The organism is Arthrobacter russicus (assembly GCF_031454135.1).
Lineage (GTDB): Bacteria > Actinomycetota > Actinomycetes > Actinomycetales > Micrococcaceae > Renibacterium > Renibacterium russicum.
The window spans coordinates 678,833-699,166 of the sequence record NZ_JAVDQF010000001.1; the positions used below are offsets into that span (position 1 = coordinate 678,833).

21 protein-coding genes are annotated in these 20,334 nt (G+C 64.1%); 4 read left to right on the forward strand and 17 right to left on the reverse strand.

The genetic code is table 11. The features are described 5' to 3' along the window. Nucleotides 1-45 precede the first annotated feature (45 nt). From JOE69_RS03210 to JOE69_RS03220, 3 genes are all read right to left on the reverse strand, one after another. A complete protein-coding gene (locus JOE69_RS03210) occupies nucleotides 46-1,143 on the reverse strand; it encodes an NADH:flavin oxidoreductase/NADH oxidase (protein WP_309796050.1) in 1,098 nt (365 codons plus the stop codon). Between the two features lie 87 nt (nucleotides 1,144-1,230). Next, entirely contained in the window at nucleotides 1,231-2,193 is a 963-nt protein-coding gene (locus JOE69_RS03215) for a tetratricopeptide repeat protein (protein ID WP_309796052.1), read from the reverse strand. 90 nt (nucleotides 2,194-2,283) lie between these two features. Beyond that, complete coding sequence (locus JOE69_RS03220; protein ID WP_309796054.1) at nucleotides 2,284-4,014, reverse strand: DUF8094 domain-containing protein; 1,731 nt, start codon at nucleotides 4,012-4,014, stop codon at nucleotides 2,284-2,286. A gap of 256 nt (nucleotides 4,015-4,270) precedes the next feature. On the opposite strand from JOE69_RS03220, the gene JOE69_RS03225 reads away from it, so the two are divergent. Then, on the forward strand, nucleotides 4,271-5,533 hold the full coding sequence (locus JOE69_RS03225; protein WP_374709664.1) for an AI-2E family transporter: 1,263 nt from the start codon (nucleotides 4,271-4,273) through the stop codon (nucleotides 5,531-5,533). A gap of 21 nt (nucleotides 5,534-5,554) precedes the next feature. Here JOE69_RS03225 and JOE69_RS03230 read toward each other — a convergent pair whose 3' ends face one another. Further along, nucleotides 5,555-6,367 carry an alpha/beta hydrolase gene (locus JOE69_RS03230; RefSeq protein ID WP_296363635.1) on the reverse strand — a complete coding sequence of 271 codons (813 nt, stop codon included), beginning with the start codon at nucleotides 6,365-6,367 and terminating at the stop codon, nucleotides 5,555-5,557. A 38-nt stretch (nucleotides 6,368-6,405) separates the two neighbouring features. Next, nucleotides 6,406-6,750 carry an Rv1322 family protein gene (locus tag JOE69_RS03235; RefSeq protein ID WP_309796056.1) on the reverse strand — a complete coding sequence of 115 codons (345 nt, stop codon included), beginning with the start codon at nucleotides 6,748-6,750 and terminating at the stop codon, nucleotides 6,406-6,408. A gap of 78 nt (nucleotides 6,751-6,828) precedes the next feature. Here JOE69_RS03235 and nucS point away from each other — a divergent pair, with 78 nt between their 5' ends. The 3 genes from nucS (at nucleotide 6,829) to JOE69_RS03250 (ending at nucleotide 9,230) form a co-directional block, all read left to right on the forward strand. Then, entirely contained in the window at nucleotides 6,829-7,515 is a 687-nt protein-coding gene (gene nucS, locus JOE69_RS03240; RefSeq protein WP_309796058.1) for an endonuclease NucS, read from the forward strand. 43 nt (nucleotides 7,516-7,558) lie between these two features. Beyond that, nucleotides 7,559-8,782 carry an N-acetylglucosamine-6-phosphate deacetylase gene (locus JOE69_RS03245; protein WP_309796060.1) on the forward strand — a complete coding sequence of 408 codons (1,224 nt, stop codon included), beginning with the start codon at nucleotides 7,559-7,561 and terminating at the stop codon, nucleotides 8,780-8,782. Between the two features lie 244 nt (nucleotides 8,783-9,026). Next, nucleotides 9,027-9,230: a cold-shock protein gene (locus JOE69_RS03250; RefSeq protein WP_296363639.1), complete on the forward strand. Its 204-nt coding sequence runs from the start codon at nucleotides 9,027-9,029 to the stop codon at nucleotides 9,228-9,230. Nucleotides 9,231-9,369: 139 nt separating this feature from the next. Here JOE69_RS03250 and JOE69_RS03255 read toward each other — a convergent pair whose 3' ends face one another. The 12 genes from JOE69_RS03255 to JOE69_RS03310 form a co-directional block, all read right to left on the reverse strand. Then, on the reverse strand, nucleotides 9,370-11,883 hold the full coding sequence (locus JOE69_RS03255; protein WP_309796062.1) for an MprF family protein: 2,514 nt from the start codon (nucleotides 11,881-11,883) through the stop codon (nucleotides 9,370-9,372). Further along, nucleotides 11,874-12,305 carry a DUF2550 domain-containing protein gene (locus JOE69_RS03260; protein WP_296363641.1) on the reverse strand — a complete coding sequence of 144 codons (432 nt, stop codon included), beginning with the start codon at nucleotides 12,303-12,305 and terminating at the stop codon, nucleotides 11,874-11,876. The genes JOE69_RS03255 and JOE69_RS03260 overlap by 10 nt, the downstream gene beginning before the upstream one ends. A gap of 11 nt (nucleotides 12,306-12,316) precedes the next feature. Beyond that, nucleotides 12,317-12,604, reverse strand: a complete 288-nt coding sequence (locus JOE69_RS03265; protein WP_296363642.1) for a F0F1 ATP synthase subunit epsilon — start codon at nucleotides 12,602-12,604, stop codon at nucleotides 12,317-12,319. Beyond that, nucleotides 12,605-14,068 (reverse strand): F0F1 ATP synthase subunit beta, encoded by a 1,464-nt coding sequence (gene atpD, locus JOE69_RS03270; protein ID WP_309796064.1) that lies wholly within the window; start codon nucleotides 14,066-14,068, stop codon nucleotides 12,605-12,607. It lies immediately after the preceding gene. A gap of 104 nt (nucleotides 14,069-14,172) precedes the next feature. Then, nucleotides 14,173-15,066: a F0F1 ATP synthase subunit gamma gene (locus JOE69_RS03275; protein ID WP_296363644.1), complete on the reverse strand. Its 894-nt coding sequence runs from the start codon at nucleotides 15,064-15,066 to the stop codon at nucleotides 14,173-14,175. 84 nt (nucleotides 15,067-15,150) lie between these two features. Continuing rightward, a complete protein-coding gene (atpA, locus tag JOE69_RS03280) occupies nucleotides 15,151-16,788 on the reverse strand; it encodes a F0F1 ATP synthase subunit alpha (RefSeq protein ID WP_296363645.1) in 1,638 nt (545 codons plus the stop codon). A gap of 92 nt (nucleotides 16,789-16,880) precedes the next feature. Next, complete coding sequence (locus tag JOE69_RS03285) at nucleotides 16,881-17,696, reverse strand: F0F1 ATP synthase subunit delta (RefSeq protein WP_296363646.1); 816 nt, start codon at nucleotides 17,694-17,696, stop codon at nucleotides 16,881-16,883. Beyond that, complete coding sequence (locus tag JOE69_RS03290; RefSeq protein ID WP_296363647.1) at nucleotides 17,696-18,253, reverse strand: F0F1 ATP synthase subunit B; 558 nt, start codon at nucleotides 18,251-18,253, stop codon at nucleotides 17,696-17,698. Before JOE69_RS03290 ends, JOE69_RS03285 begins: the two co-directional genes overlap by 1 nt. A gap of 54 nt (nucleotides 18,254-18,307) precedes the next feature. Next, nucleotides 18,308-18,514 (reverse strand): ATP synthase F0 subunit c, encoded by a 207-nt coding sequence (locus JOE69_RS03295; protein WP_296363648.1) that lies wholly within the window; start codon nucleotides 18,512-18,514, stop codon nucleotides 18,308-18,310. 82 nt (nucleotides 18,515-18,596) lie between these two features. Next, the gene (gene atpB / locus JOE69_RS03300) at nucleotides 18,597-19,397 is read right to left on the reverse strand and encodes a F0F1 ATP synthase subunit A (protein ID WP_296363649.1); all 801 of its coding nucleotides are present in this window, start codon (nucleotides 19,395-19,397) and stop codon (nucleotides 18,597-18,599) included. Between the two features lie 103 nt (nucleotides 19,398-19,500). Then, nucleotides 19,501-19,833: a hypothetical protein gene (locus tag JOE69_RS03305; RefSeq protein WP_374709665.1), complete on the reverse strand. Its 333-nt coding sequence runs from the start codon at nucleotides 19,831-19,833 to the stop codon at nucleotides 19,501-19,503. Further along, nucleotides 19,826-20,308 carry a Cg1360 family ATP-synthase-associated protein gene (locus JOE69_RS03310; RefSeq protein WP_309796067.1) on the reverse strand — a complete coding sequence of 161 codons (483 nt, stop codon included), beginning with the start codon at nucleotides 20,306-20,308 and terminating at the stop codon, nucleotides 19,826-19,828. The genes JOE69_RS03305 and JOE69_RS03310 overlap by 8 nt, the downstream gene beginning before the upstream one ends. Nucleotides 20,309-20,334: the final 26 nt, after the last annotated feature.

A 20,334-nucleotide genomic window follows, 5' to 3' on the forward strand; every position in this document is an offset into this window, starting at 1 on the left:
GCGGATCCGCCGGCACCGGAAGCCCTTGCCGGCCGTCGGCCGGGCTCAGTATCGGCCGCGCACCGCCGCGCGCTGGTACTGCGGGGCCCAGGCGAGGTCCACGCCGAGGTCGTGCGCCGCCTGCTGCCACCAATGCGGGTTCCGCAGCGCCGCCCGGGCGATCAACACCGCATCCGCCTGCCCCGTGGCCAGCAGGTGTTCTGCCTGGACGGCATCGGTGATCATCCCCACCGCGGCGGTGGGCACTGCGGCGCCGCGGCGGATCTGGGCTGCAAATGCGCTCTGGTACCCGGGGCCGACCGGGATCGTGGCATCGGCGACCGCGCCGCCGCTGGAAACGTCGATCAGATCCACGCCGAGCTCTTTGGCCACCGCAGCGAGCCGCGTCACCGCCGCCACGTCCAAACCACCGGGAACCCAGTCGCTGGCCGAGACGCGCAGCAGCAACGGCATCGACTCCGGGATCGCCGCGCGCACCGCTTCCACCACGGCCAGAGTCAGGCGGAATCGCTTCTCCTCGCTGCCGCCCCAGTCGTCCTCCCGGGTATTGACCAGCGGGCTCAGGAATTCATGCAGCAGATATCCGTGTGCCGCGTGGATCTCCACGGTGTCGAAACCAGCTCGCACCGCCCGCTTGGCGGCCTGGCCGAAGCCGCGCACCACCTCCGCGATCTGCTGCGAATCCATCGCCACCGGAGTCGCGTCACCCGGGAATGCTTCATTCGTCGGAGCCTGGGTCCGCCAGCCGCCGGAGCCTTCCGGCACCGAGCCGGATGCCCCGGCGAACGGCCACCAAGTACTCGCCTTGCGGCCGGCATGCGCCAGCTGAATGCCAATTTTGCTGTCCACGGATCCGGCACCGTGCACGAAATCCACGATCCGGCGCCAAGCCTGGACCTGGGCGTCATCGTAGATTCCGGTATCCCGAGGGGTGATCTGCCCCTCCGGCAGCACCGCACTCGCTTCGGCCAGGATCAACGCCGCACCACCGGCGGCAAACTGCCCCAGATGCATCAGATGCCAATCGTTGGGCACTCCGGGAGCGACGTCCGGCTCGGCCGAATACTGGCACATCGGCGACACCCAGCCGCGATGGCTCAGTTCCAAACCACGCAAGGTCAAAGGCTCGAACAGTTTGCTCATACCTGCGGCAACCCGACCGGAAGCCGGTTCATTCCCGCTCGGGTTACCGCCGAGGCGGGCACCCGGGCCGGAACCACCGGCAGCGGTCTAAAAGAGCGCTCGCGCCAGCGCCTGCCTGGCCTTGGCCACCCGGGGATCGGAAATGCCGACGATTTCGAACAGTTCCAAAACCCGTACCCGGGCCTGCTCCCGGTCGCTTTCGGCGGAACTCCCCGGGTGCGTCGCGATGAAGCCGACCACCCGGTTCAAAGCGTCTTCGACATGCCCGCCGACCAGATCCAGATCGGCGACCGCGAGCTGCGCCGGCAAATCGTCCGGCAACTCCGCTGCTTTGCTGCGCACCGCATCGGCGGCAGCGGCGTCCAACCCCTCGGTGCGCTGCATCAGGCGGACTTGGGCCAGTCCGGCCTTCGCCTCGGCGTCTGCCGGGCTTTCCGCCAAGGCTTTGCGGTAGGCTGCCTCGGCCGCAGCCAGATCGCCGCGGTCGATCGCCTCGACCGCTTCCTGGTGCAGTGGCGGCATCGGAGCCTCGACCGGCTCCGCAGCGGCATCGCCCAAGTTCCCGGAAACCCCGTTCGCGGCCGCGACCTTGAGCAGTTCCTCGAGATAACGCTGGGTTTCCGCCTCAGCCAATTCGCCGTTGAAAAGCGGCACCGGCTGGCCTTTGACCAAGGCCACGGCGGCGGGCACGCCTTGCACGCCGAAGGCCTGGGCCAGCTGCGGGAACGCCTCGATGTCGCCCCTGGCCAACAGGATGCGCCCGGCATAAGCCGCCACCAGCCGTTCGAGCGTCGCCGCCACCGACAACGATTGCGGCGACCAGCTGGCGTACAGCGCCACGACCACCGGGACTTCGGCGGAAAGCTGCACCAGCTCCGGGAAGGTCTGCTCGGTTGCGTCCACGGCGAAACTCTTCGCCGATCCGCCGGAATTCGTCGGAGCGGCCGTCGATGCCGGCGGCTTCAAGCTGGAGAGGTCGATGGCACCGCGCAGGTTGGCACCGGATGCGCCCCCGGCCGGAACGCCGGGCTGGGAAGCTGAATCAGTCATGGCTCCAGCTTAGCCAGAGCACGCTGCCGAATGCACCGGCAGCGGCCCGGCCAAGCTCTCAGCGGAACATCCGGAACGCGATCCGGATGATCAGGGCTTGAAGCTCGCCCCGCTGAGCCCCCGCTCAGCAGCCAGCAGCGTCATCGGGGCAGCTTCGCCGCCGGCCGGGATGTAGAACACGGCCTGCTCGTCGAAGTTCAGGGTGTAGCCCTTGAGCGTGTCCTTGCCTCCGGTGAATGCCGCAGCGTTGTCGTCGATGCTCAACTTCGCGCCGTCGGTTTTCGGCGTCGCGTCCTGGCTGAACTTGAGCGAACCGAAGACCAGGGTGCCGCCGTCGGAAGTCTTGAACGCCACGACCGAACCCGCTTTCGGCTCGTGTTTGAACACCACCGTGGCATCCGGGCTGCTGGCCACCGCATCGCTTTGGAACTTGGCCACATCGTCGACATACTTGGAGGCAGCAAAGCTGTCCTTGTTCGCACCGGTGGGGTTGCTCAACAGATCGGCCAACGCGGCAAAGGCCTCGGTCGGCGACTTCTGGCCGTTGGCTTTGCTGTCCAGCGGCACGGTTTCCACGCCGGCGGCGGCCAGTTGTGGCAAGGTCTGCCCGGGCAGCAAGCGCATCGTCGCGGTCAGCTTGTAGCTGTCCCGAGGGCTGCTCTGCACCAATTGCAAGAGCTGCGGAACCTGGTTGTTCGGCCCCTGGGTCACCGCGACCACGGTCCGCGGCCATTCCCGATTGGTCGAAATGATCCGGGTGAGCAACTTGTCCTCCACCGGTTCGTTGGCTTTGTAATCCGGAACCACCGAACGGATCTTGTAGTTCCCGGTGCGCTCCTCCAAAGCGGAGCCGGTCACCCGCGGTGCCAACAGGTTCGCGTCCTTGGCGGCATCGGCATTGCCCACGGTCTTGACCACCGAGTCCAGGACCCGGGTGAATTGGCCGTCCGAAAGCACCGGCGCGGCAGCAGCCGGGTCGGTCCCCTCGGTTGCGCCGGCGCTGGCCCCACCGGAAGGACTGGCCCCACCGGAAGGACTGGGCTCACCGGAAGGGCTGGGCGGAGTCGCCGAGCCGGACGGCGAAGAGTTGTTTGCGGCGAACGCCGGCGGGGCCTGCATCTGGCTGGCCGCGACCATTCCGGCGACCAGTACGACGGCGGCGGCCGCAGCGGCCCGACGGCCGGATCCACCGTCTTTCTTCGAAGCGCCACGGCCGAAGATCAGGTACAGGACGGCGAGCAGGATCAACAGCGAGCCCACCACGATGAGCGGAACCGACCACGGCGTGGAGGTATCGTTCGGCACGGTGAGCGAAATGTCGGAAGCAGCCGCGGCTTTGCCGTCATTGGCCACCAGCAAGGACCAATCACCGGAGCCGGGGGCACTGAACTCGTAGTTGAGCTCCCGGTTGCCGGTGCGCTCGTCGGTCCACAGATCCGATCCCGCCGGGTTCGCGGTAGCGCCGTCGCCGCCGATGAAACTGGCGTTGAGCGAACCGAAGTCATCCGCGGCGGATTGGACTTTCAGGTGCGGCGTCTTACCGACCCAGGCGTCGACGTCGTCGCTGCGTCCCTGGGCCAGGAAGATCGGCCCGTCGCTGCGGACCGTCACGGTCACCGGGCCCGGACGTTGGCCGAGCGCTTGGGCGTCGATGACCGCCAAGGGGGCGGTTTGCCCGGCGGCTGCCGAAGCCACCGAGACCTCGGCCGAAATCGTGGCGGGCGGTTGCCAGATGGTGCGTTGCGCGATGCCCAGACCCAACACCAGAAGGCCAATCACCAATACCAGCAGCGGAGCCGCCCAAGAGAGTCGTCGTTGCACGTGGTCAATCCTCATCGTTCATCGCTGCAGCAGAATTGCAAGGCCCGCTGCAGCTGATTTGCGGCAGTTCCCCTGCCCGAACTTTGTCTGAATTTCCAACCGAAAATCCACTTTCCTACCTTCAAGAGTAACCGTTTTGTTATCTTTGGGCTCCCTGGAAGCTTCAGAAGTGGGCGGAATCACGGGTACCGAGGGGCCCGACTGGTAGGGTTTGGCTGAAACTAGGCGGTAGAGAATTGGCTGGAGGAAAGCAGTAGTGAGCACCGAAGCGACGCCCGAGGAGAACTCCGAGGCGTCCGGAACGCAAGCGGCGGAACCTGCTGCTCCGGCCGAGACGACCGGCTGGTGGACCCGGCTGAAGACCCGATTGACCAAACCGCTGCCCGGCTCGCAACCGAGGGTGAGGTTCGAAATGCCGCCGGAGGCCGAACCGGTTGCGGAATCCGAGACACCCCTCGACCCGCATCAGGCGGTCACCCCGATATCGTTCCAACGGCCGATCTATTTCGGTTTCATGGCGACGGTTGGCGTGGGCGCCGCCATCGGCCTGTATTTCGTCGCCGCGAACATCACCCAATTGCTGGTCTGGATGCTGACCGCGCTGTTCATCGCGCTGGGCCTGGACCCGGTGGTCCGCTGGTTCGAAAAACGCCGGATCCCGCGGCCCGCCGGCATCGTGATCGCGCTGCTGGCCTTGTTCGGGGCGATCGGCGGATTCTTCGCCACCCTGATCCCGACCATCGTGGACCAGACGACCCAATTGGTCCAGCAAGCACCGACTTGGATCCGCCAGTTCCTCGATTCCGATTTTTTCGTCTCGATCGATTCGCAATTCCAAGTCCGCGACCGGATCAATGAGGAGGTCGCGAAATTCTTCGCCAACTCACAGGCTGTGGGCGGGGTTTTCGGCGGCGTGGTCGGCGTCGGGTCGACCATTGCGAACGGTTTGTTCGGGACCTTGATCGTGCTGGTGCTGAGCCTGTATTTCCTGGCCTCGCTGCCCGCGATGAAACGTTGGGCCTACCGGCTGGCACCGCGCAGCCGACGGCCGCGGGTCGAGGCGCTCAGCGAAGAGATCACCCGTTCCGTGGGCAACTACGTGATCGGCCAGGCCTGCGTGGCACTGCTCAATGCGGCATTCGCTTTCATCGTGATGACGATCGTCGGGGTGCCGTTCAGCATCCTGTTGGCCTTCGTGGTCGCCTTGCTCGCTTTCGTGCCGCTGGTCGGCGGCCTGATCGCCGGCATCGTCGTCACCCTGGTCGCGTTGTCCGACAACTGGCAGACCGCCCTGGTCTACGCGATCTTCTATTTCGCCTACCTGCAATTCGAGGCTTACTTCGTCTCGCCCCGGATCATGCAACGCGCAGTCGCGGTTCCCGGCGCAGTCGCGGTGATCTCGGTGATCGCCGGCGGCAGTCTCCTGGGGGTGCTGGGCGCTTTGATCGCGATTCCGACCGCGGCAGCCATCATGCTGCTGATCAAGGAGATCTTCTTGGCCAGGCAGGACAAACATTGAGCCGTAGGCGTTGCGGCGCGGCTAGCCGGCCGAGGCCATCGGCCCCTGCCAGCTGGTCGGCAGCTCGGTAGGCTCGCCCAGTACCGCCGAAACGATTTCATTCAGCGCCCGCGCAGCGAATTTTTCGCCCACCCAGAGGTGCTGGGCACCGGAAACGTCGATCTGCTCGGCCTGCGGCACCCGGACGAATCGTTCCGCAGCCTCGGCCGGACGCAGGAATTTGTCCAGCTCCGGAACCAGCACGGTCAGCGGTTTGCCGTAATCGGCCCAGCGGTCCAGATCCGCGTCATCGGCGCGTTTGAGCGGCGGAGACAGCAGCACCGCGCCTTCGATCTGTTCCGAGACCGGCGGCAGCGAACCGTACTTCAACACCAGCTCGGTGCCGAAAGACCAACCGAGCAGCCAACGGTTCGGCAAGGAACGGCGCACTGCGAACTCGACCGCGGCCCGGACGTCGGCCTGCTCTCCGAGGCCTTCCTCGAAGGCCCCCTCGCTGGTGCCGCGCGGCGAGGAAGTGCCCCGGGTATTGAACCTCAGCACCGCGATGCCGGCGAGCGCCGGCAATCGGTAGGACGCTTTGCGGTAGACGTGCGAATCCATGAATCCGCCGTGCGTCGGCAGCGGGTGCAGCGTCACCAGGGTCGCCTTAATCGGTCCGTCCTCCGGCGTCGCCAGTTCACCGACCAGGCGTAGGCCGTCATCGGTGTGCAATTCGATGTTCTCCCGGCGCGCCGGCAGCACCGAACCGGCCCGGATGGCTTCCGGGGCACCTGAGTCGACGAACTGGAAGCTGGCCGGATCGAAGTCTTGGGCGGCCGGAGAGGCAAAAGTCATACTGCACATCTTAGGAGATCGGGACGGCTGGCCCGGGCTCAGCGACTGCGGTAGCTCCTCCCCCGCCAGCACGCGGTGTGCCAATGCCGGCGGCCGGCGATCGCGTCGGCTTCGCCGAAAATCCAGTCTTCGCGCCAGACCACCAAATGCGGCGAACCGGTGAGTACCTTGTTTCCGCAGCCGGGGCACAGATACTCCTTGCGGGCCTGGGCGGCGCTGATCTGCCGGACCATCCATTCGCCGTCGCCCGCGCTCTCCACCCGGGCTGCGCCGGCGAAGACCCGGTCGACGTCGAGCTCCTGGGGCTCCGGCTTCGCGCCCCGCCCGGCACCGGCGCGCTTCCGGGCAGCGCCGTGGGACCGGGGACGATTGGAGCGGGGCATCTTCCTATTCTGCCGCAGCAGCGGCAGGTCCCGGCACCCGGCGCAGTTCCGGGCTCCGGGCAGGGTAGAGTTTTGGACGTGCGTTTGGTGATAGCTCGTTGCTCAGTCGACTACGAAGGCCGGCTCAAAGCCCACCTTCCTTTGGCGACCCGTCTCCTCCTGGTCAAGGCCGATGGTTCCGTTCTGGTGCACTCGGACGGCGGATCCTACAAGCCTCTGAACTGGATGAGCCCGCCGGCCACGTTGCGCGTGCTGGACCAGGATCTGGATGACGGGCTGGTCGAACAGTGGGTCGTCCAGTCGAGCAAGACGGACGATCGGCTGATTGTCAGCCTGCACGAAAAACTGCACGAATCCAGCCACGAGCTGGGCACCGATCCGGGCTTGATCAAGGACGGCGTCGAAGCCGATCTGCAGCGATTGCTGGCCGCGCAGATCGAGACCCTGGGCGAAGGCTATTCGCTGATCCGCCGGGAGTATTTCACCGCCATCGGTCCAGTCGACATCCTGGCCCGGGACGCCCAAGGGGGCACTGTGGCGATCGAGCTGAAACGCCGTGGCGACATCGACGGAGTGGAACAGCTCACCCGGTACTTGGAATTGCTGAACCGCGATCCCCTGCTCGCTCCGGTCCGGGGGATCTTCGCGGCGCAGCAGATCAAACCGCAGGCCCGGGTGCTGGCCAATGACCGAGGTATCGACTGCGTGACCTTGGATTACGACGCGCTCCGCGGTGTGGACGACAGCACCTCCAGGCTTTTCTGAACCAGTCTCCTTCCGGCCCGCAGCCCTGACTAGAATCTAAGGCATGACCACTCCCTCGGTTCCTCGGCAACGCGTCATCTTCGGCACTCTGGTCAGCGATGGCCAACGGATTCCGGACGGCGTCTTGGCCACCGTCGGGGACCGGATCAGCTACGCCGGCCCGGCCGCCGGGTTCGTTCCGGATCCCGAGGCCGAAGAACTCCGCTTGGCCGAGGGGGCCTTGATCCTGCCGGGGCTGATCGATGTGCACAACCACGGCGCGGTGGGCGGTGACTTCCCGGGAGCCGACGAAACCGCTGCTCGGCGTGCCATCGATTTCCTGCACCGCTCGGGCACCACGACGCTGCTGGCCTCGATGGTCACCGCTTCCGAGGCCGATCTGCTCCGCGGCGTCGAGCTCTATGCCCGATTGAGCAAGGAAGGGTTACTGGCCGGAATCCACTTGGAGGGCCCGTTCCTCTCCGCGGCGCGCTGCGGGGCCCAAGACCCGGCGTATCTGCTCGAGCCGGACCTCGCGCTGGCGGAACGGCTCATCGCAGCCGGCGAGGGGAAAATCCTCACCATGACATATGCCCCGGAGCTCCCCGGTGCCGCCGCCCTGGTGGATCTGCTGACCGGGTACGGGGTGACTCCTTCACTCGGCCACACGGACGCGGATGCCGAAGTCGCTGCGGCTTCGCTGCAACAAGCCCGGGACGGACTGGATCCGGCCGGGTTCGACGGCAACAGCGGGCGGCCGACGATCACCCATCTCTTCAATGGCATGCCGCCGATGCACCATCGCTCGCCCGGGCCGGTATCCGCCTGTTTGCGAATCGCCCGGGCCGGCGCCGCAGCGGTGGAACTGATTGCGGACAATACCCATCTCGATCCGCAAACGGTATTGATGGTCTTCGAATTGGTCGGCGCGAAAAACATCATCCTGGTCTCGGATTCGATGGCGGCCACCGGCTTGGCGGACGGCAGCTACCGCCTCGGCCCTGCCCAGGTGACCGTGGCCGGCGGCGTAGCCACCTTGGATGCCACCGGTTCGATCGCCGGTGGCACCGCGACTTTGTTCCAGATCCTGCAGCGTACCGCGGCCGCCGGGGTTCCGCTCGAGGACGCGGTGTTGAGTGCCACCGCAGTGCCTGCGCGGCTGCTCGGGCTCTCCGACGAGGTCGGCGGATTGCGTCGCGGGCTGCGCGCCGATGCCCTCGTGGTCAACCCGGACGGGCAGCTCGAATCAGTGCTCCGGGCCGGAATGTGGTTGGAATCACCCCGATAATTTCCAAACCCAGAACAAAAGATTCAGATTTGCGCCAAATTTTGGCTTTCGACATTGACCGGGATGATTTCACATGAAATGCTTAGAGCAGTCTTTGTGTACGTGTTTTTCATGCTCGCAAGACAAGTTGCGAGCGTGAAGCGCCCGGACTGGCGGAAACGTCGATCAGGAATCTTCTCGCGCAGTAACTCCGGAGCTGCACATTCAGGTGCAGGTCCACAACGTTTCACACGAGGAGATATAAATGGCTCAGGGAACCGTCAAGTGGTTCAACGCCGAAAAGGGCTTCGGCTTCATCACGCCTGATGATTCGGACAGTGACGTCTTCGTTCACTACTCCGAGATTCAGACCAAGGGTTTCCGTACCCTGGATGAGAACCAGCGCGTTGATTTCGAAATCGGTCAGGGTGCCAAAGGCCCCCAGGCTACCGGCGTCACCGTTATCTAATTCGGCCTAGGCTCGAGAAAATGGCTTCCAGCTTGCTGGGGGCCATTTTTGTTGCCCAGACTGCCGTCGAGTGGCCAGCTCTGCAGGTAAAAAGCCGGTTCTAGCCTGCGGAGCTGGCCACTCGACGGGATGGAATTAGCTAGCGACGGACCAAGCCGCGCAACAGCCGGGCCGTCTGCCGCAGCGAGAGTCCGGGCAAATACGCCTTGGAGAGCGCATTGCCGATCGCCGGCAGGTCCAGGGCATCGGGATAGACCAGGTACAGCGAGCGGTACTCGGGCTTGAACCGGTGCTTGAAGTGCGCCAGGGAACGGAACCCGTACACCGGCTCGATCGCACGGCCGAGCAAATTGAGGAACCGGTCCAAGACCGGGCTTTCACCGGTCGCCGGCGTCGACTCGTCGGCCGCGTGCTTGGCCAAAGGCGAGCCGGAGAGCGAGAGCACTTCGACATCGGCCCGGAGTTCCAGGATCGCCGAGGCGATCAGGAATTCCGTCGCACCGGCAAACGCATCGGCGCGACGGCGCATCAGATCCAGCGTCCAGCTGACCACGACGCCGTCGCGGTACACCGGAAGCCAGCTGGTCGCGCCGACCAGGCGCCCGGCGTCGTCGATCGCGAGTGCGCACAGCACCTCGTCGTCCATCAGTTCTTCCAGGCCGCCCAGCGTGAAACCCATTTCCGGCATGGACTTGCGGGCCGCCCAATCCTCGGAAAGCTGCTCGAGTTGGTACCGCAACGGAACGCTCAATTCGCTGTACCGGCTCCAGAGCACCGTGACTCCGAGCTTTTTCGCCTTGTTCACCGCGGTTCTGACGTTCTGCCACTCCTTGCCGACGAATTCCAGCCCCTCGAGCCGCAATCTGGTTTCCTGAGCGACTTGCACGCGGCCGAACCCCTGGCCGACCAACCAGGCGCTTTCCGCGTCGGTCACCGAATAGAAACACGGAATCAGGCCCTGCTGGCCGCAATACTCGACGAACCCGGCGGTTGCCGCCGCTGCGGCGGGTGGCTCGCCGAACGGCCCGGCCAAAGTCAAGGCGACCCCGCCGTGCAACTGGTAGGCCACTCCGGCCTTGCCGTCTTCGCTGAACCAATAGTGGTTGTTCTGCCATAAAGCCATCCAACTCAGCGAGCCGCCGCCCCGCCGGACCAGGGCCCGGGCGCGTTCCCGCTCCTGGCGGCCTTGCACGGTCTGGCTCCCCCGGACCCAGAACAACACCAGGACCCCGGACAACAGCACGGTCCAGAACAGCGGACCGGAAAGATAGAAGAAGATCTGTTCCGCCGGCGGACTGTCCGCCAAGCTGTGCCGCAACGACGGCGAAATCGGCAAAGGCAGGAACTGCCGGCCCAGCCCGGCGAACAACATCCCGGGACCGCCGCGTTGCCACCCGTCATGCGCCAGCCAGACCGCTGCGTAACCAGCGGCCAGCACCACGAACGAACTCGCTGCCACGAGCAGGAACCGGTTGCGGGCCCGGGCGGCAGTGAGCACGGTGAACCGCCGGCGCAGCAGCAACAACAACAGCACGATGGCCAATGGGGTCAACACGATCGGAAGCAGATGCACCGCAGCGACGTTCACCAGTCCGAGGTGCCGGCGAAGCCCGGAATGCGGGATCACCGCGAAAAGCGTCAGGTAGACAGTACCCACCGCCAAGACCAGGCACTGGATGAGCACGGTCAGCCACAAAGCCAGCCGGCGGCCGCGGCGCAGCCCTTCGGCACAGACCAAGAGCAGCAATGACGGCACCACCGCCAAGGCGAAGCCGATCGAACTGCCCAGCCCGCCGCCTTGGGCAAGTTGCAAACAGCTTTGGCTGACGTCATCGCCGCAGCTCGACTGCAATTGGCCAATCGTCGGGATCGGATTCAGCACCAATTCCCGGAAAATCGCCAGCGGACCAGATGGCGCCCGGACCAAAGCCGCAGCCAACGGGCCGACCGCGAAAACCGCGACAACCACCGCCACGATGGTGCGGATCTCCCGGGTCGTGGACCGGTGGAAACTGGAAACACTGCTGACCTCGCGCAACCACCAGGCGAGCAGCAAACCGATCAGCGCACCGCAGAGCAGGAACACGGTCGCGGCATGGCCGACGTAGGCGACCAGCATCGCGGTCACCGACAAGATCGCCACCCGGAACCGCCGCCGCCACAACGGCCCGAGATAGGCGGTGGCGGCGAGTCCGGCGCTGGCGAGCATCGCCCACGGACCGGAGAGCGGAACGTCGACCATGCTGCCCAGCCAGCCGTCCCCAGTCTGCGCGGCGGCTTGCGAGAGCACGCCGAACAAGGTCAGCGCGCCCAGTTGCCCAGCGGCGCCGATCGCCAGCGTCCGCCAACTGCCGGCATGGTATTCGAGGGTCCCCAGCAACCCGGCGCTGAGCAGTACCGCGGTCAACCAGGCGACCGGGCTCGACACCGACAACACCCCGCTGAACACCGTCCACCATTGCCCGGACCGGAGGCCGGACAGCTGATAGCCGAGCGGCAGGTCCGGATGCAGCGCCGCGACCACGGCGGAGACCAGCAAGGCGAACAGGAAAACCAAGGTCAGCGGCAACCGCCCGGCAACTCTGCCGGACTTGGCCAGCCAGCCGTCGCCCGGTCCCGGCCAGCGGCGCTCCGTGCGGCTGCTCAGCGCCATGTTCCGACGCCGATGACCGGCCCGGCTTCCAACCAGGAACTCAATCCGGCATAGGCTTCGAATTTCATCGCCATCATGAAGTCTTTGCCTTCATAGCGCAGAAGCACGATGACCGAATCGGGCTGCACCAGGGGCCGTTCGGCCTCGCTCGGGTGCCGGCGGCCCAGGAGTTCGAGCGAACTGCGCCGGTAGCTGTAGCGCGGACGCGGGCTGAGCGAAAGCAGCCTGAACCATTCCAGATCCCGGTCCTGATAACGACAAACCCCCATCTGCCAGCGATCGTCGAGCTGGCAAATGGAGGCGTCTACCGTGCCCAGGGCACGGCGTAGTTGGAATCTTCGGATGCCGAATAGGCACAACGCGACGATCACCAACGTGAAAAGTGCTGCAATGATGATGAACGGAGTTCCAGGGTCGTTCATCAACGGAGTGACTATCGAGTCCCTGCGGAGGTTGCACCGGAGGTGATCTGCGCATTGTCTGCGACGATCACCACACGGTTGCTGTCGACCGAGAAGAAACCACCGTCGACGGTCACTTCGATCCGGCTGCCCTCCACCGGCACGATGGAGAGGTCTCCGGCAGCCAGGATCGCCAGGACTGGCGAGTGGCCCGGCATGATGCCGATCTCGCCGTCAGCGGTCTTGGCTTTGACCAAACTCGCCGCGCCGGACCACACGAAGTGGTCCGCCGCGACGATTTCAACCTGGAGCTCAGCCATTTACTTCGTCGATCCGGTCGACTCTTGGATCTTGGCCCACTGGCGCTCGACGTCGTCGAGCGCGCCGACGTTGAAGAACGCCTGCTCGGCAATGTGGTCGACGTCGCCGTCGCAGATCGCCTTGAAGCCTTCCACGGTGTCCTTGATCGAAACCGTGGAGCCTTCCACACCGGTGAACTGCTTGGCCGTGTAAGTGTTCTGGGAGAGGAACTGCTGAATCCGACGAGCCCGCGAAACCACGATCTTGTCTTCTTCGGAAAGCTCGTCGACACCGAGGATCGCGATGATGTCCTGGAGTTCCTTGTTCTTCTGCAGAATCTGCTTGACCCGGATCGCCACATCGTAGTGCTCTTTGCCGATGTACTGCGGATCCAGGATGCGCGAGGTCGAAGTCAGCGGATCAACCGCAGGGTACAGACCACGCGAAGCGATTTCACGGGAAAGCTCGGTGGTGGCGTCCAAGTGCGCGAAGGTCGCCGCCGGGGCCGGGTCGGTGTAGTCGTCAGCGGGCACGTAGACGGCCTGCATCGAGGTGATCGAGTGGCCCTTGGTCGAGGTGATGCGCTCCTGCAGCAGGCCCATCTCATCGGCCAAGTTGGGCTGGTAACCCACAGCGGACGGCATCCGGCCGAGCAGCGTGGAAACCTCGGAGCCGGCCTGGGTGAAGCGGAAGATGTTGTCGATGAACAACAACACGTCCTGGTTCTGCACATCGCGGAAGTACTCCGCCATGGTCAGTGCGGACAGCGCCACGCGCAGACGCGTTCCCGGCGGCTCGTCCATCTGGCCGAAGACCAGCGCGGTGTCTTTCAACACGCCCGACTCTTCCATTTCAACCCAGAGGTCGTTTCCTTCACGGGTACGCTCGCCCACTCCGGCGAACACCGAGGTGCCGCCGAAGTTCCGGGCGACGCGGGTGATCATTTCCTGGATCAGCACGGTCTTGCCGACGCCGGCACCGCCGAAGAGCCCGATCTTGCCGCCCTTGATGTACGGGGTGAGCAAGTCGATCACCTTGATGCCGGTCTCCAGCATCTCGGTGGAGCCCTCGAGCTGATCGAAGCTCGGCGGCTTGCGGTGGATCGGCCAGCGTTCGGTGTACTGGATCTCCGATTCGGCAACGTCCAGGGGCTGGCCCAAGACGTTGAAGATGTGGCCCTTGACTCCGTCGCCCACCGGCACCGAGATCGGCGCACCGGTGTCGAACACAGCGGCACCGCGCACCAGACCATCAGTTGCCTGCAGCGAGATGGCGCGGACCAGGTTGTCGCCCAAGTGCTGGGAGACCTCGAAGGTAACCGTGTGGGTTTCACCGTTCAGGGTGATTTCAGCGGTCAGGGCGTGGTAAATACCGGGGATGGCGTCAGCCGGAAACTCGACGTCGACAACCGGGCCGATGACGCGGGCAATACGGCCCGTGGCGGCAGCGGTCCTGGCTCCCTGTTCGGTTGCTGTGGCAGTCATCTCTCTCACTTCACTCAATGTAGCTGTCAGTAACTAGCTATGGACTTAATTCTATCGGTCTCAGGCACCGTGGGATCCCTGGCCGTGGTGCTGTTTCAACTCGGCTATGACGCGTTCAGCGAATCGGCGCCGGCCACGATCTCGGAGAGCTCCTGGGTGATTTCCGCCTGACGGGCCGTATTGGCCAGCCGGGTGAACTTCTTGACCAAGTCGCGGGCATTGTCGCTCGCCGATTTCATCGCGCGCTGGCGGGCGGCAAGTTCGCTGGCCGCCGCCTGGAGCATCGCATTGAAGATCCGGGCTTCGATGTAGCGCGGCAGCAGAGCGTCCAAAACCGCTTCCGGTTCCGGCTCGTACTCGTACAACGGCAGCAACTCCGAGGATTCGCTGACCTGCTCTTCGGAGACTTCCAAAGGCAGCAGGCGGATCACGGTTGGCTCTTGCACCACCATCGACTTGAAGCGCGTGTAGACCACGTGGATCTCGTCCACGCCGTCCTTCTCGAACTCTTCGGCGAAGTCTTCCAGCAGGACTTTGCTGATCTCCTGCGCGGTGGCGAAGTCCGGGGCATCGGTGGCCTCGGTCCAGGCCCGGGCGAAACTACGGTTCCGGAACTGGAAGTAGCTCTGTGCCTTGTTGCCCACCAAATAGGTCTTGACCTGCTTGCCTTCTCCTTGGAGGAGGGTGTTGAGCTGCTCCGCCTGCTTGAGCACGCTGGCCGAGTAGGAACCCGCCAGACCGCGGTTGGAGGTCATCACCAGAACCGCAGCACGGCGGATCTGTTCGGGCTCAGTGGTCAGCGGGTGGTCGATCTCCGACTGAGAAGCCACCGCGGAAACAGCGCGGGTGATCGCATTGGCATAAGGCAGCGATGCCTGTACGCGTGAGCGGGCCTTGCTGATGCGCGAGGTGGCAATCAGTTCCATCGCCTTGAAGAGCTTTCCCATCGACTGCGTCGATTTGATTCTCTGGCGGTAGACCCGAAGCTGGGCTCCCATTCTTTTCCTTTCCTAAACGTCGGCGACGGGGTGAGTGCTGCGGTTCCGGCCGGGCAAACCGGCCGGAACCGCAGCCGCACTCACTCAGCGCTTCTGTTTGACGATCTTCTCTTGATCGACGTCGGACTCGGACAAGGAGTCGAACTCCTCGTGGCCGGCGCCGACCAAACGATCGTCGCCCTCACCGAAGAAGCCCTTCTTGAACTCGACGATCGAGGCCTTGAGCGCCTCGACGGTGTCGTCTTCGAGCTTGTTCGTCTGAGCCAACGTGGTCAGGATTCCGGAACTGTGCCGCAAGTGCTCCAAGAACTCGGATTCGAACCGGTTGACGTCCTCGACCGGCACGTCGTCCAGGTAACCGTTGGTGCCGGCCCAGATCGAAACGACCTGGTCCTCGACCGGGTACGGGGTGTACTGGGGCTGCTTGAGCAGTTCCATGAGCCGGGCGCCGCGGGTCAGCTGCTGGCGGGATGCCGCATCCAAGTCGGAAGCGAACATCGCGAAAGCCTGCATATCGCGGTACTGGGCCAAGTCCAGCTTCAAGGTGCCGGAAACCTTCTTCATCGACTTCACCTGGGCGGAACCGCCGACGCGGGACACCGAGATGCCGACGTCGACCGCGGGGCGCTGGTTGGCGTTGAAGAGGTCGGACTGCAGGAAGATCTGGCCGTCGGTGATCGAGATCACGTTGGTCGGGATGAACGCGCCGACGTCGTTGGCCTTGGTCTCGATGATCGGCAGGCCGGTCATCGAACCGGCACCGAGCTCGTCGGAGAGCTTGGCGCAACGTTCCAGCAGGCGGGAGTGCAAGTAGAAGACGTCGCCGGGGTAGGCTTCACGGCCCGGCGGGCGGCGCAGCAACAACGAAACCGCGCGGTAGGCTTCGGCCTGCTTGGAGAGATCATCGAAAATGATCAGCACGTGCTTGCCGCCGTACATCCAGTGCTGGCCGATGGCCGAGCCCGCGTACGGGGCCAAGTACTTGAAGCCGGCCGGGTCGGAAGCCGGCGAGGCGACGATCGTGGTGTATTCCAGGGCGCCGTTGTCCTCAAGGGTCTGGCGCACCTCCGCGATGGTCGAAGCCTTCTGGCCGATTGCCACGTAGATGCAGCGGACCTGCTTCTTCACGTCGCCGGATTCCCAGTTGGCTTTCTGGTTCAAGATCGTGTCCACCGCGATCGCGGTTTTGCCGGTCTTGCGGTCACCGATGATCAGCTGGCGCTGGCCGCGGCCGATCGGGATCATCGCGTCGATGGCCTTCAGGCCGGTCTGCATCGGCTCGCCGACCGACTGGCGCTGGGTGACCCCGGGGGCCTGGAGTTCCAGTGCACGGGTGGTCTCGGCAGCGATCTCGCCCAAACCGTCGATCGGGGCGCCCAAGGGATCCACGACGCGGCCCAGGAAGGCGTCGCCCACCGGAACCGAGAGGATCTCGCCGGTACGGTGGACTTCCTGGCCTTCTTCGATGCCGGTGAAGTCACCCAGGATGATGACGCCGATTTCCCGGACGTCGAGGTTCTGGGCCAGGCCCAGCGTGCCGTCTTCGAACCGCAGCAACTCGTTCGCCATGACCGAGGGAAGCCCCTCGACCCGGGCGATGCCGTCGCTGGCGGTGGTAACCCGGCCAACTTCGACACGTTCTGCGTTGCCAGGCTCGTAGGACGCCGCGAACTCGTTCAACGCATTACGCACGTCGTCGGCGTTGATGGTCAATTCGGCCATCTGCAGTCCCTGCTCTCCTCAATCATGATCACCGCGAGTTGCGGCAAATCTTTGTACTTGTTTAGGTACGTTTTAATACTTTGGTCTTGCGCTTAACCGGCCAGTTGCCGGCGAAGTTCTCCGAGGCGGGTGAGCACCGAAGCATCCACCACCTCATCGCCCACTCGGACGCGCACGCCGCCGATCAGCGCCGGATCGACGCTGATGTTGACTTTGAGCTCGCGTCCGTAGAGGTTGTTCAAACCGGCGGCCAAACGGGACTCCTGGGTTTCGCTCAACGGCTGACCGACGGTCACCGTGGCGATCCAGCGTTCCTGGCGGGCAGCGGCCAGGGTGGCGAACTGTTCGACCAACTTGGCCGGACGGGCGCCGCGCGGTTCGGAAACGGCCTGGCCGATCAGAAGCTGCGCTGCTTGCCCGGCACCCGGGACCAGGGCGAGTGCCAGCTTGCGCTTGGCTTCCGCACTGGCTTGCGGTTCGCTCAAGGCCCGCTGCACTTGGTGATCCGACTCGACGGTCTTGTTGAAGCTGAACAAATCGTTCTCCAGCTGCTCCAGACCGGCCGCTCCGGGGCCCTGGTTCTCGGCGACCGCGACGGCTACCGTGGTGGCCACGGTCTCCAGAGCATCGCCGAAGTCCCGGGCATTCGCCCAGCGCTCATTCGCCAACGAGTCGACGATCTGAGCCGCTTCGGCGGACACCTTGCCCCGGACCAGCGAGCCGATCAGAGCCGCCTTTTCCGCGCCCTGACGGGACGGATCGGTCAACGCGCGGCGCAAGGCCGCCGAGCTGTCCACGATCGCCAGGACCGAGAACAGCTCCTGGGCCAGCGGCAGCGACGCAGCGGCGAGTTTTGGCTCCAGCTCAGCCAGGACCTTGGCCCGGGAGTCGCTCGAAATTCCTGCCATTACTTGGCCGCGCCTTCGCTCTTGCTGTTGGCTTCCAAATCGGCCAGGAAGCGGTCGACCACTCGGGCGGACCGGGCGTCGTCGTTCAGCGACTCGCCGACGATCTGGCCGGCCAACGTGGTGGCCAGCGTGCCGACCTCGGAGCGCAGCGAAACCACGGCGGCCTGGCGTTCGGCAGCGATGGTCACCTGGGCCTGCTCGGTGATCCGGGCAGACTCAGCCGCGGCCTTCTCCTTCAGATCGGCGAGGATTTGCGCACCTTCGGCGCGGGCGTCTTCGCGGATCTTATTGGCTTCGGCACGGGCGTCGGACAGCTGCTGCTTGTACTCTTCGAGTGCCGCGGTAGCCTCAGCCTGGGCTTCTTCGGCCTTGGCGATACCGCCTTCGATGGCTTCGGTGCGCTCCGCGTAGGTCTTCTCGAACATCGGCACCACGAATTTGATGACGATGAAGAGGAGGATCGCAAAACCGATAAGCACCAAAATGGTGTCATACCAGTTAGGTACGATCGGGTTGGTCGCTCCCGCGCCTGCGGCGAAGATATCAGCGTTGCTCAATCTTTCACCTCTCCTTTATCTACGTGGACTAGGTCCAGTGGTTTGGGCTTGGGTCTACTGAATGACGAAAGCGAAGACCAAACCGAGGATCGCGAGCGCTTCGGTCAGGGCCAGACCCAAGAAGGCGATCGGCTGCAGCACGCGCTGTGCTTCCGGCTGCCGGGCAACGCCGTTGATGTAGGCGGCGAAGACCAGACCCACGCCGACACCGCCACCAATTGCGGAGAGGCCGTAACCGATCATGTTGAGAGAGCCAGTCATGATGTTCCTTTCAAGATACCGCCACGGTGACGGTAGGTTGTTGGAGTTATCCCGGGTGGGAATCCTTCGATGATGAAAATATTTAGTGCGAGTCCGCGTGGACCGCGCCCTCGATGTAGATAGCGGTCAAGAGCGTGAAAACGTAAGCCTGCAGCGCCATGATCAAGAACTCCAGCATGTACATGGCCACGAATCCGACCACCACGAGCAAGGATGTGCCCTTGAGCAAGACATTTTCCTGCATGATCAAGAATTCCACCGAATAGCCGGCGATCAGCACGATCATGTGGCCGGCCAGCATGGTGGCGAACAAACGCAGCGAGTGCGTCATCGGCCGGACGATGAAGTTCGAGATGATTTCAATCGGGATGACCAAAGGCAGGATGTACCACGGAACCCCGGACGGCACCACGGCCAGCTTGAAGTACCGGATGCCGTTCTTCTGGATGCCGATGACGATCCAGGTGAAGTAGACGATGCCGGCCAGCACGTACGCTCCCCCGACATGGGAGAAGGTGGGGATTTCGAAGAACGGCAGGGCTCCGAAAATGTTGTTGATCAGGATGAAGAAGAACAACGTAAACAGCAGTGGGACGTATTTGATGAAGTCCCGGCCACCGATGATGTCTTTGCCGATCGAGTTCCGGACGAATCCGTAGGCCAGTTCACCGGCGAACTGCAGGCGGCCGGGCACCATCTTTCCCTTGCGTGCTGCCAGCAGGAAAAATACCGCAATCAACACTACGGAAAGAACGACCAAAACATGGTATTTGGAGATTCCATCCCATTGGAACCACGGGCCAGACAGGCCAGCCTCGCCGATTCCGGGCGGGTTGAAGCCGCCATCCGATGATCCTTCGGCGGGGAGCATAAGCGCGTTCAACGCGTTTCCTCTCTGCTGTGTCCTTCATTGGGCAAATGTCGGCGGGCCGGTTTCGGCCTGCCGACGCTGAACTTGTTCGAAACTTGCCTGGCATCGGTACGGTTCACGATTGATCCGTGGTTTTGCCGGCAGAACCCTCGGCCTCAGCCAGGTCTTCTTTGACCTGCCGATGGCGAAACCTTGGTGCGAAGGAGAGGTACATTCCGCCGATCAAACCGAGCAGAGCTCCCCCGACAACCATCCATTGGGTTTTGAACAAATTGTCCAGCCCCCACCCTATCAAACTCCAGACCAGGATTCCGCCTGCAATATAGCCGAATACCGCCATTCCGGCGCTAGAGGTAGAGCTTCCTTCGGCATTGTCGCTGCCACCGGCAGCCACCGAAATCTTGGCCTTGCCCGGCGGTCCGGACGGCGAGGCGGAACTTTTAGCCACGCGAGTCGCCGTCCGGCGCCGGATCGTTGAAAATCTGCAGCCGCAATCGGGAGAACGTCACCATTTCGACGGTGAGCCAGATCAGCACCGCAGCCAGCGCCGAAATGAAGAACCAGGTTCGATCGAGCCAGTCCGGCGAGCCCAAGACGATCAGGACCCCGGCAAATCCCACGAACTTCACCACATAGCCGACGGCGAAGGCACCGAACATGGCGCTGGCGCCTTTGCTTCCCATCCGGTGGCCGATGAGCAGCGAAATTCCGAAGAAGACCAGCACCAATCCGCCGCTGAACAGCGCGCTCAGAGCGGCGAAGCCACCGGCGAAGATCCAAGCGGCGACCACGATCAGCACTATTGCCGGAGCGGCGAAGAGCAAGCAACGTTGCAGGATCCCCAGCCAGGGCGACTCGGTCGGGCCCGAAACCGCGAGCGGTGCCGGTACGGCAGATCCGTTCGAGTTCTGGGAGTCAGTCATGGAGAGCCAATCTTAAGTCAGGCTTT

Excerpts from the sequence above, each read along its gene's own strand:
- atpA (WP_296363645.1), bottom strand. The coding sequence starts at position 16,788 with ATGGCCGAATTGACCATCAACGCCGACGACGTGCGTAATGCGTTGAAC.
- JOE69_RS03215 (WP_309796052.1), bottom strand. The coding sequence starts at position 2,193 with ATGACTGATTCAGCTTCCCAGCCCGGCGTTCCGGCCGGGGGCGCATCC.
- JOE69_RS03285 (WP_296363646.1), bottom strand. The coding sequence starts at position 17,696 with ATGGCAGGAATTTCGAGCGACTCCCGGGCCAAGGTCCTGGCTGAGCTG.
- JOE69_RS03260 (WP_296363641.1), bottom strand. The coding sequence starts at position 12,305 with ATGAACGACCCTGGAACTCCGTTCATCATCATTGCAGCACTTTTCACG.
- JOE69_RS03250 (WP_296363639.1), top strand. The coding sequence starts at position 9,027 with ATGGCTCAGGGAACCGTCAAGTGGTTCAACGCCGAAAAGGGCTTCGGC.
- JOE69_RS03230 (WP_296363635.1), bottom strand. The coding sequence starts at position 6,367 with ATGACTTTTGCCTCTCCGGCCGCCCAAGACTTCGATCCGGCCAGCTTC.
- JOE69_RS03310 (WP_309796067.1), bottom strand. The coding sequence starts at position 20,308 with ATGACTGACTCCCAGAACTCGAACGGATCTGCCGTACCGGCACCGCTC.
- JOE69_RS03255 (WP_309796062.1), bottom strand. The coding sequence starts at position 11,883 with ATGGCGCTGAGCAGCCGCACGGAGCGCCGCTGGCCGGGACCGGGCGAC.
- JOE69_RS03295 (WP_296363648.1), bottom strand. The coding sequence starts at position 18,514 with ATGACTGGCTCTCTCAACATGATCGGTTACGGCCTCTCCGCAATTGGT.
- atpD (WP_309796064.1), bottom strand. The coding sequence starts at position 14,068 with ATGACTGCCACAGCAACCGAACAGGGAGCCAGGACCGCTGCCGCCACG.
- JOE69_RS03210 (WP_309796050.1), bottom strand. The coding sequence starts at position 1,143 with ATGAGCAAACTGTTCGAGCCTTTGACCTTGCGTGGTTTGGAACTGAGC.
- JOE69_RS03265 (WP_296363642.1), bottom strand. The coding sequence starts at position 12,604 with ATGGCTGAGCTCCAGGTTGAAATCGTCGCGGCGGACCACTTCGTGTGG.
- JOE69_RS03275 (WP_296363644.1), bottom strand. The coding sequence starts at position 15,066 with ATGGGAGCCCAGCTTCGGGTCTACCGCCAGAGAATCAAATCGACGCAG.
- JOE69_RS03245 (WP_309796060.1), top strand. The coding sequence starts at position 7,559 with ATGACCACTCCCTCGGTTCCTCGGCAACGCGTCATCTTCGGCACTCTG.
- JOE69_RS03235 (WP_309796056.1), bottom strand. The coding sequence starts at position 6,750 with ATGCCCCGCTCCAATCGTCCCCGGTCCCACGGCGCTGCCCGGAAGCGC.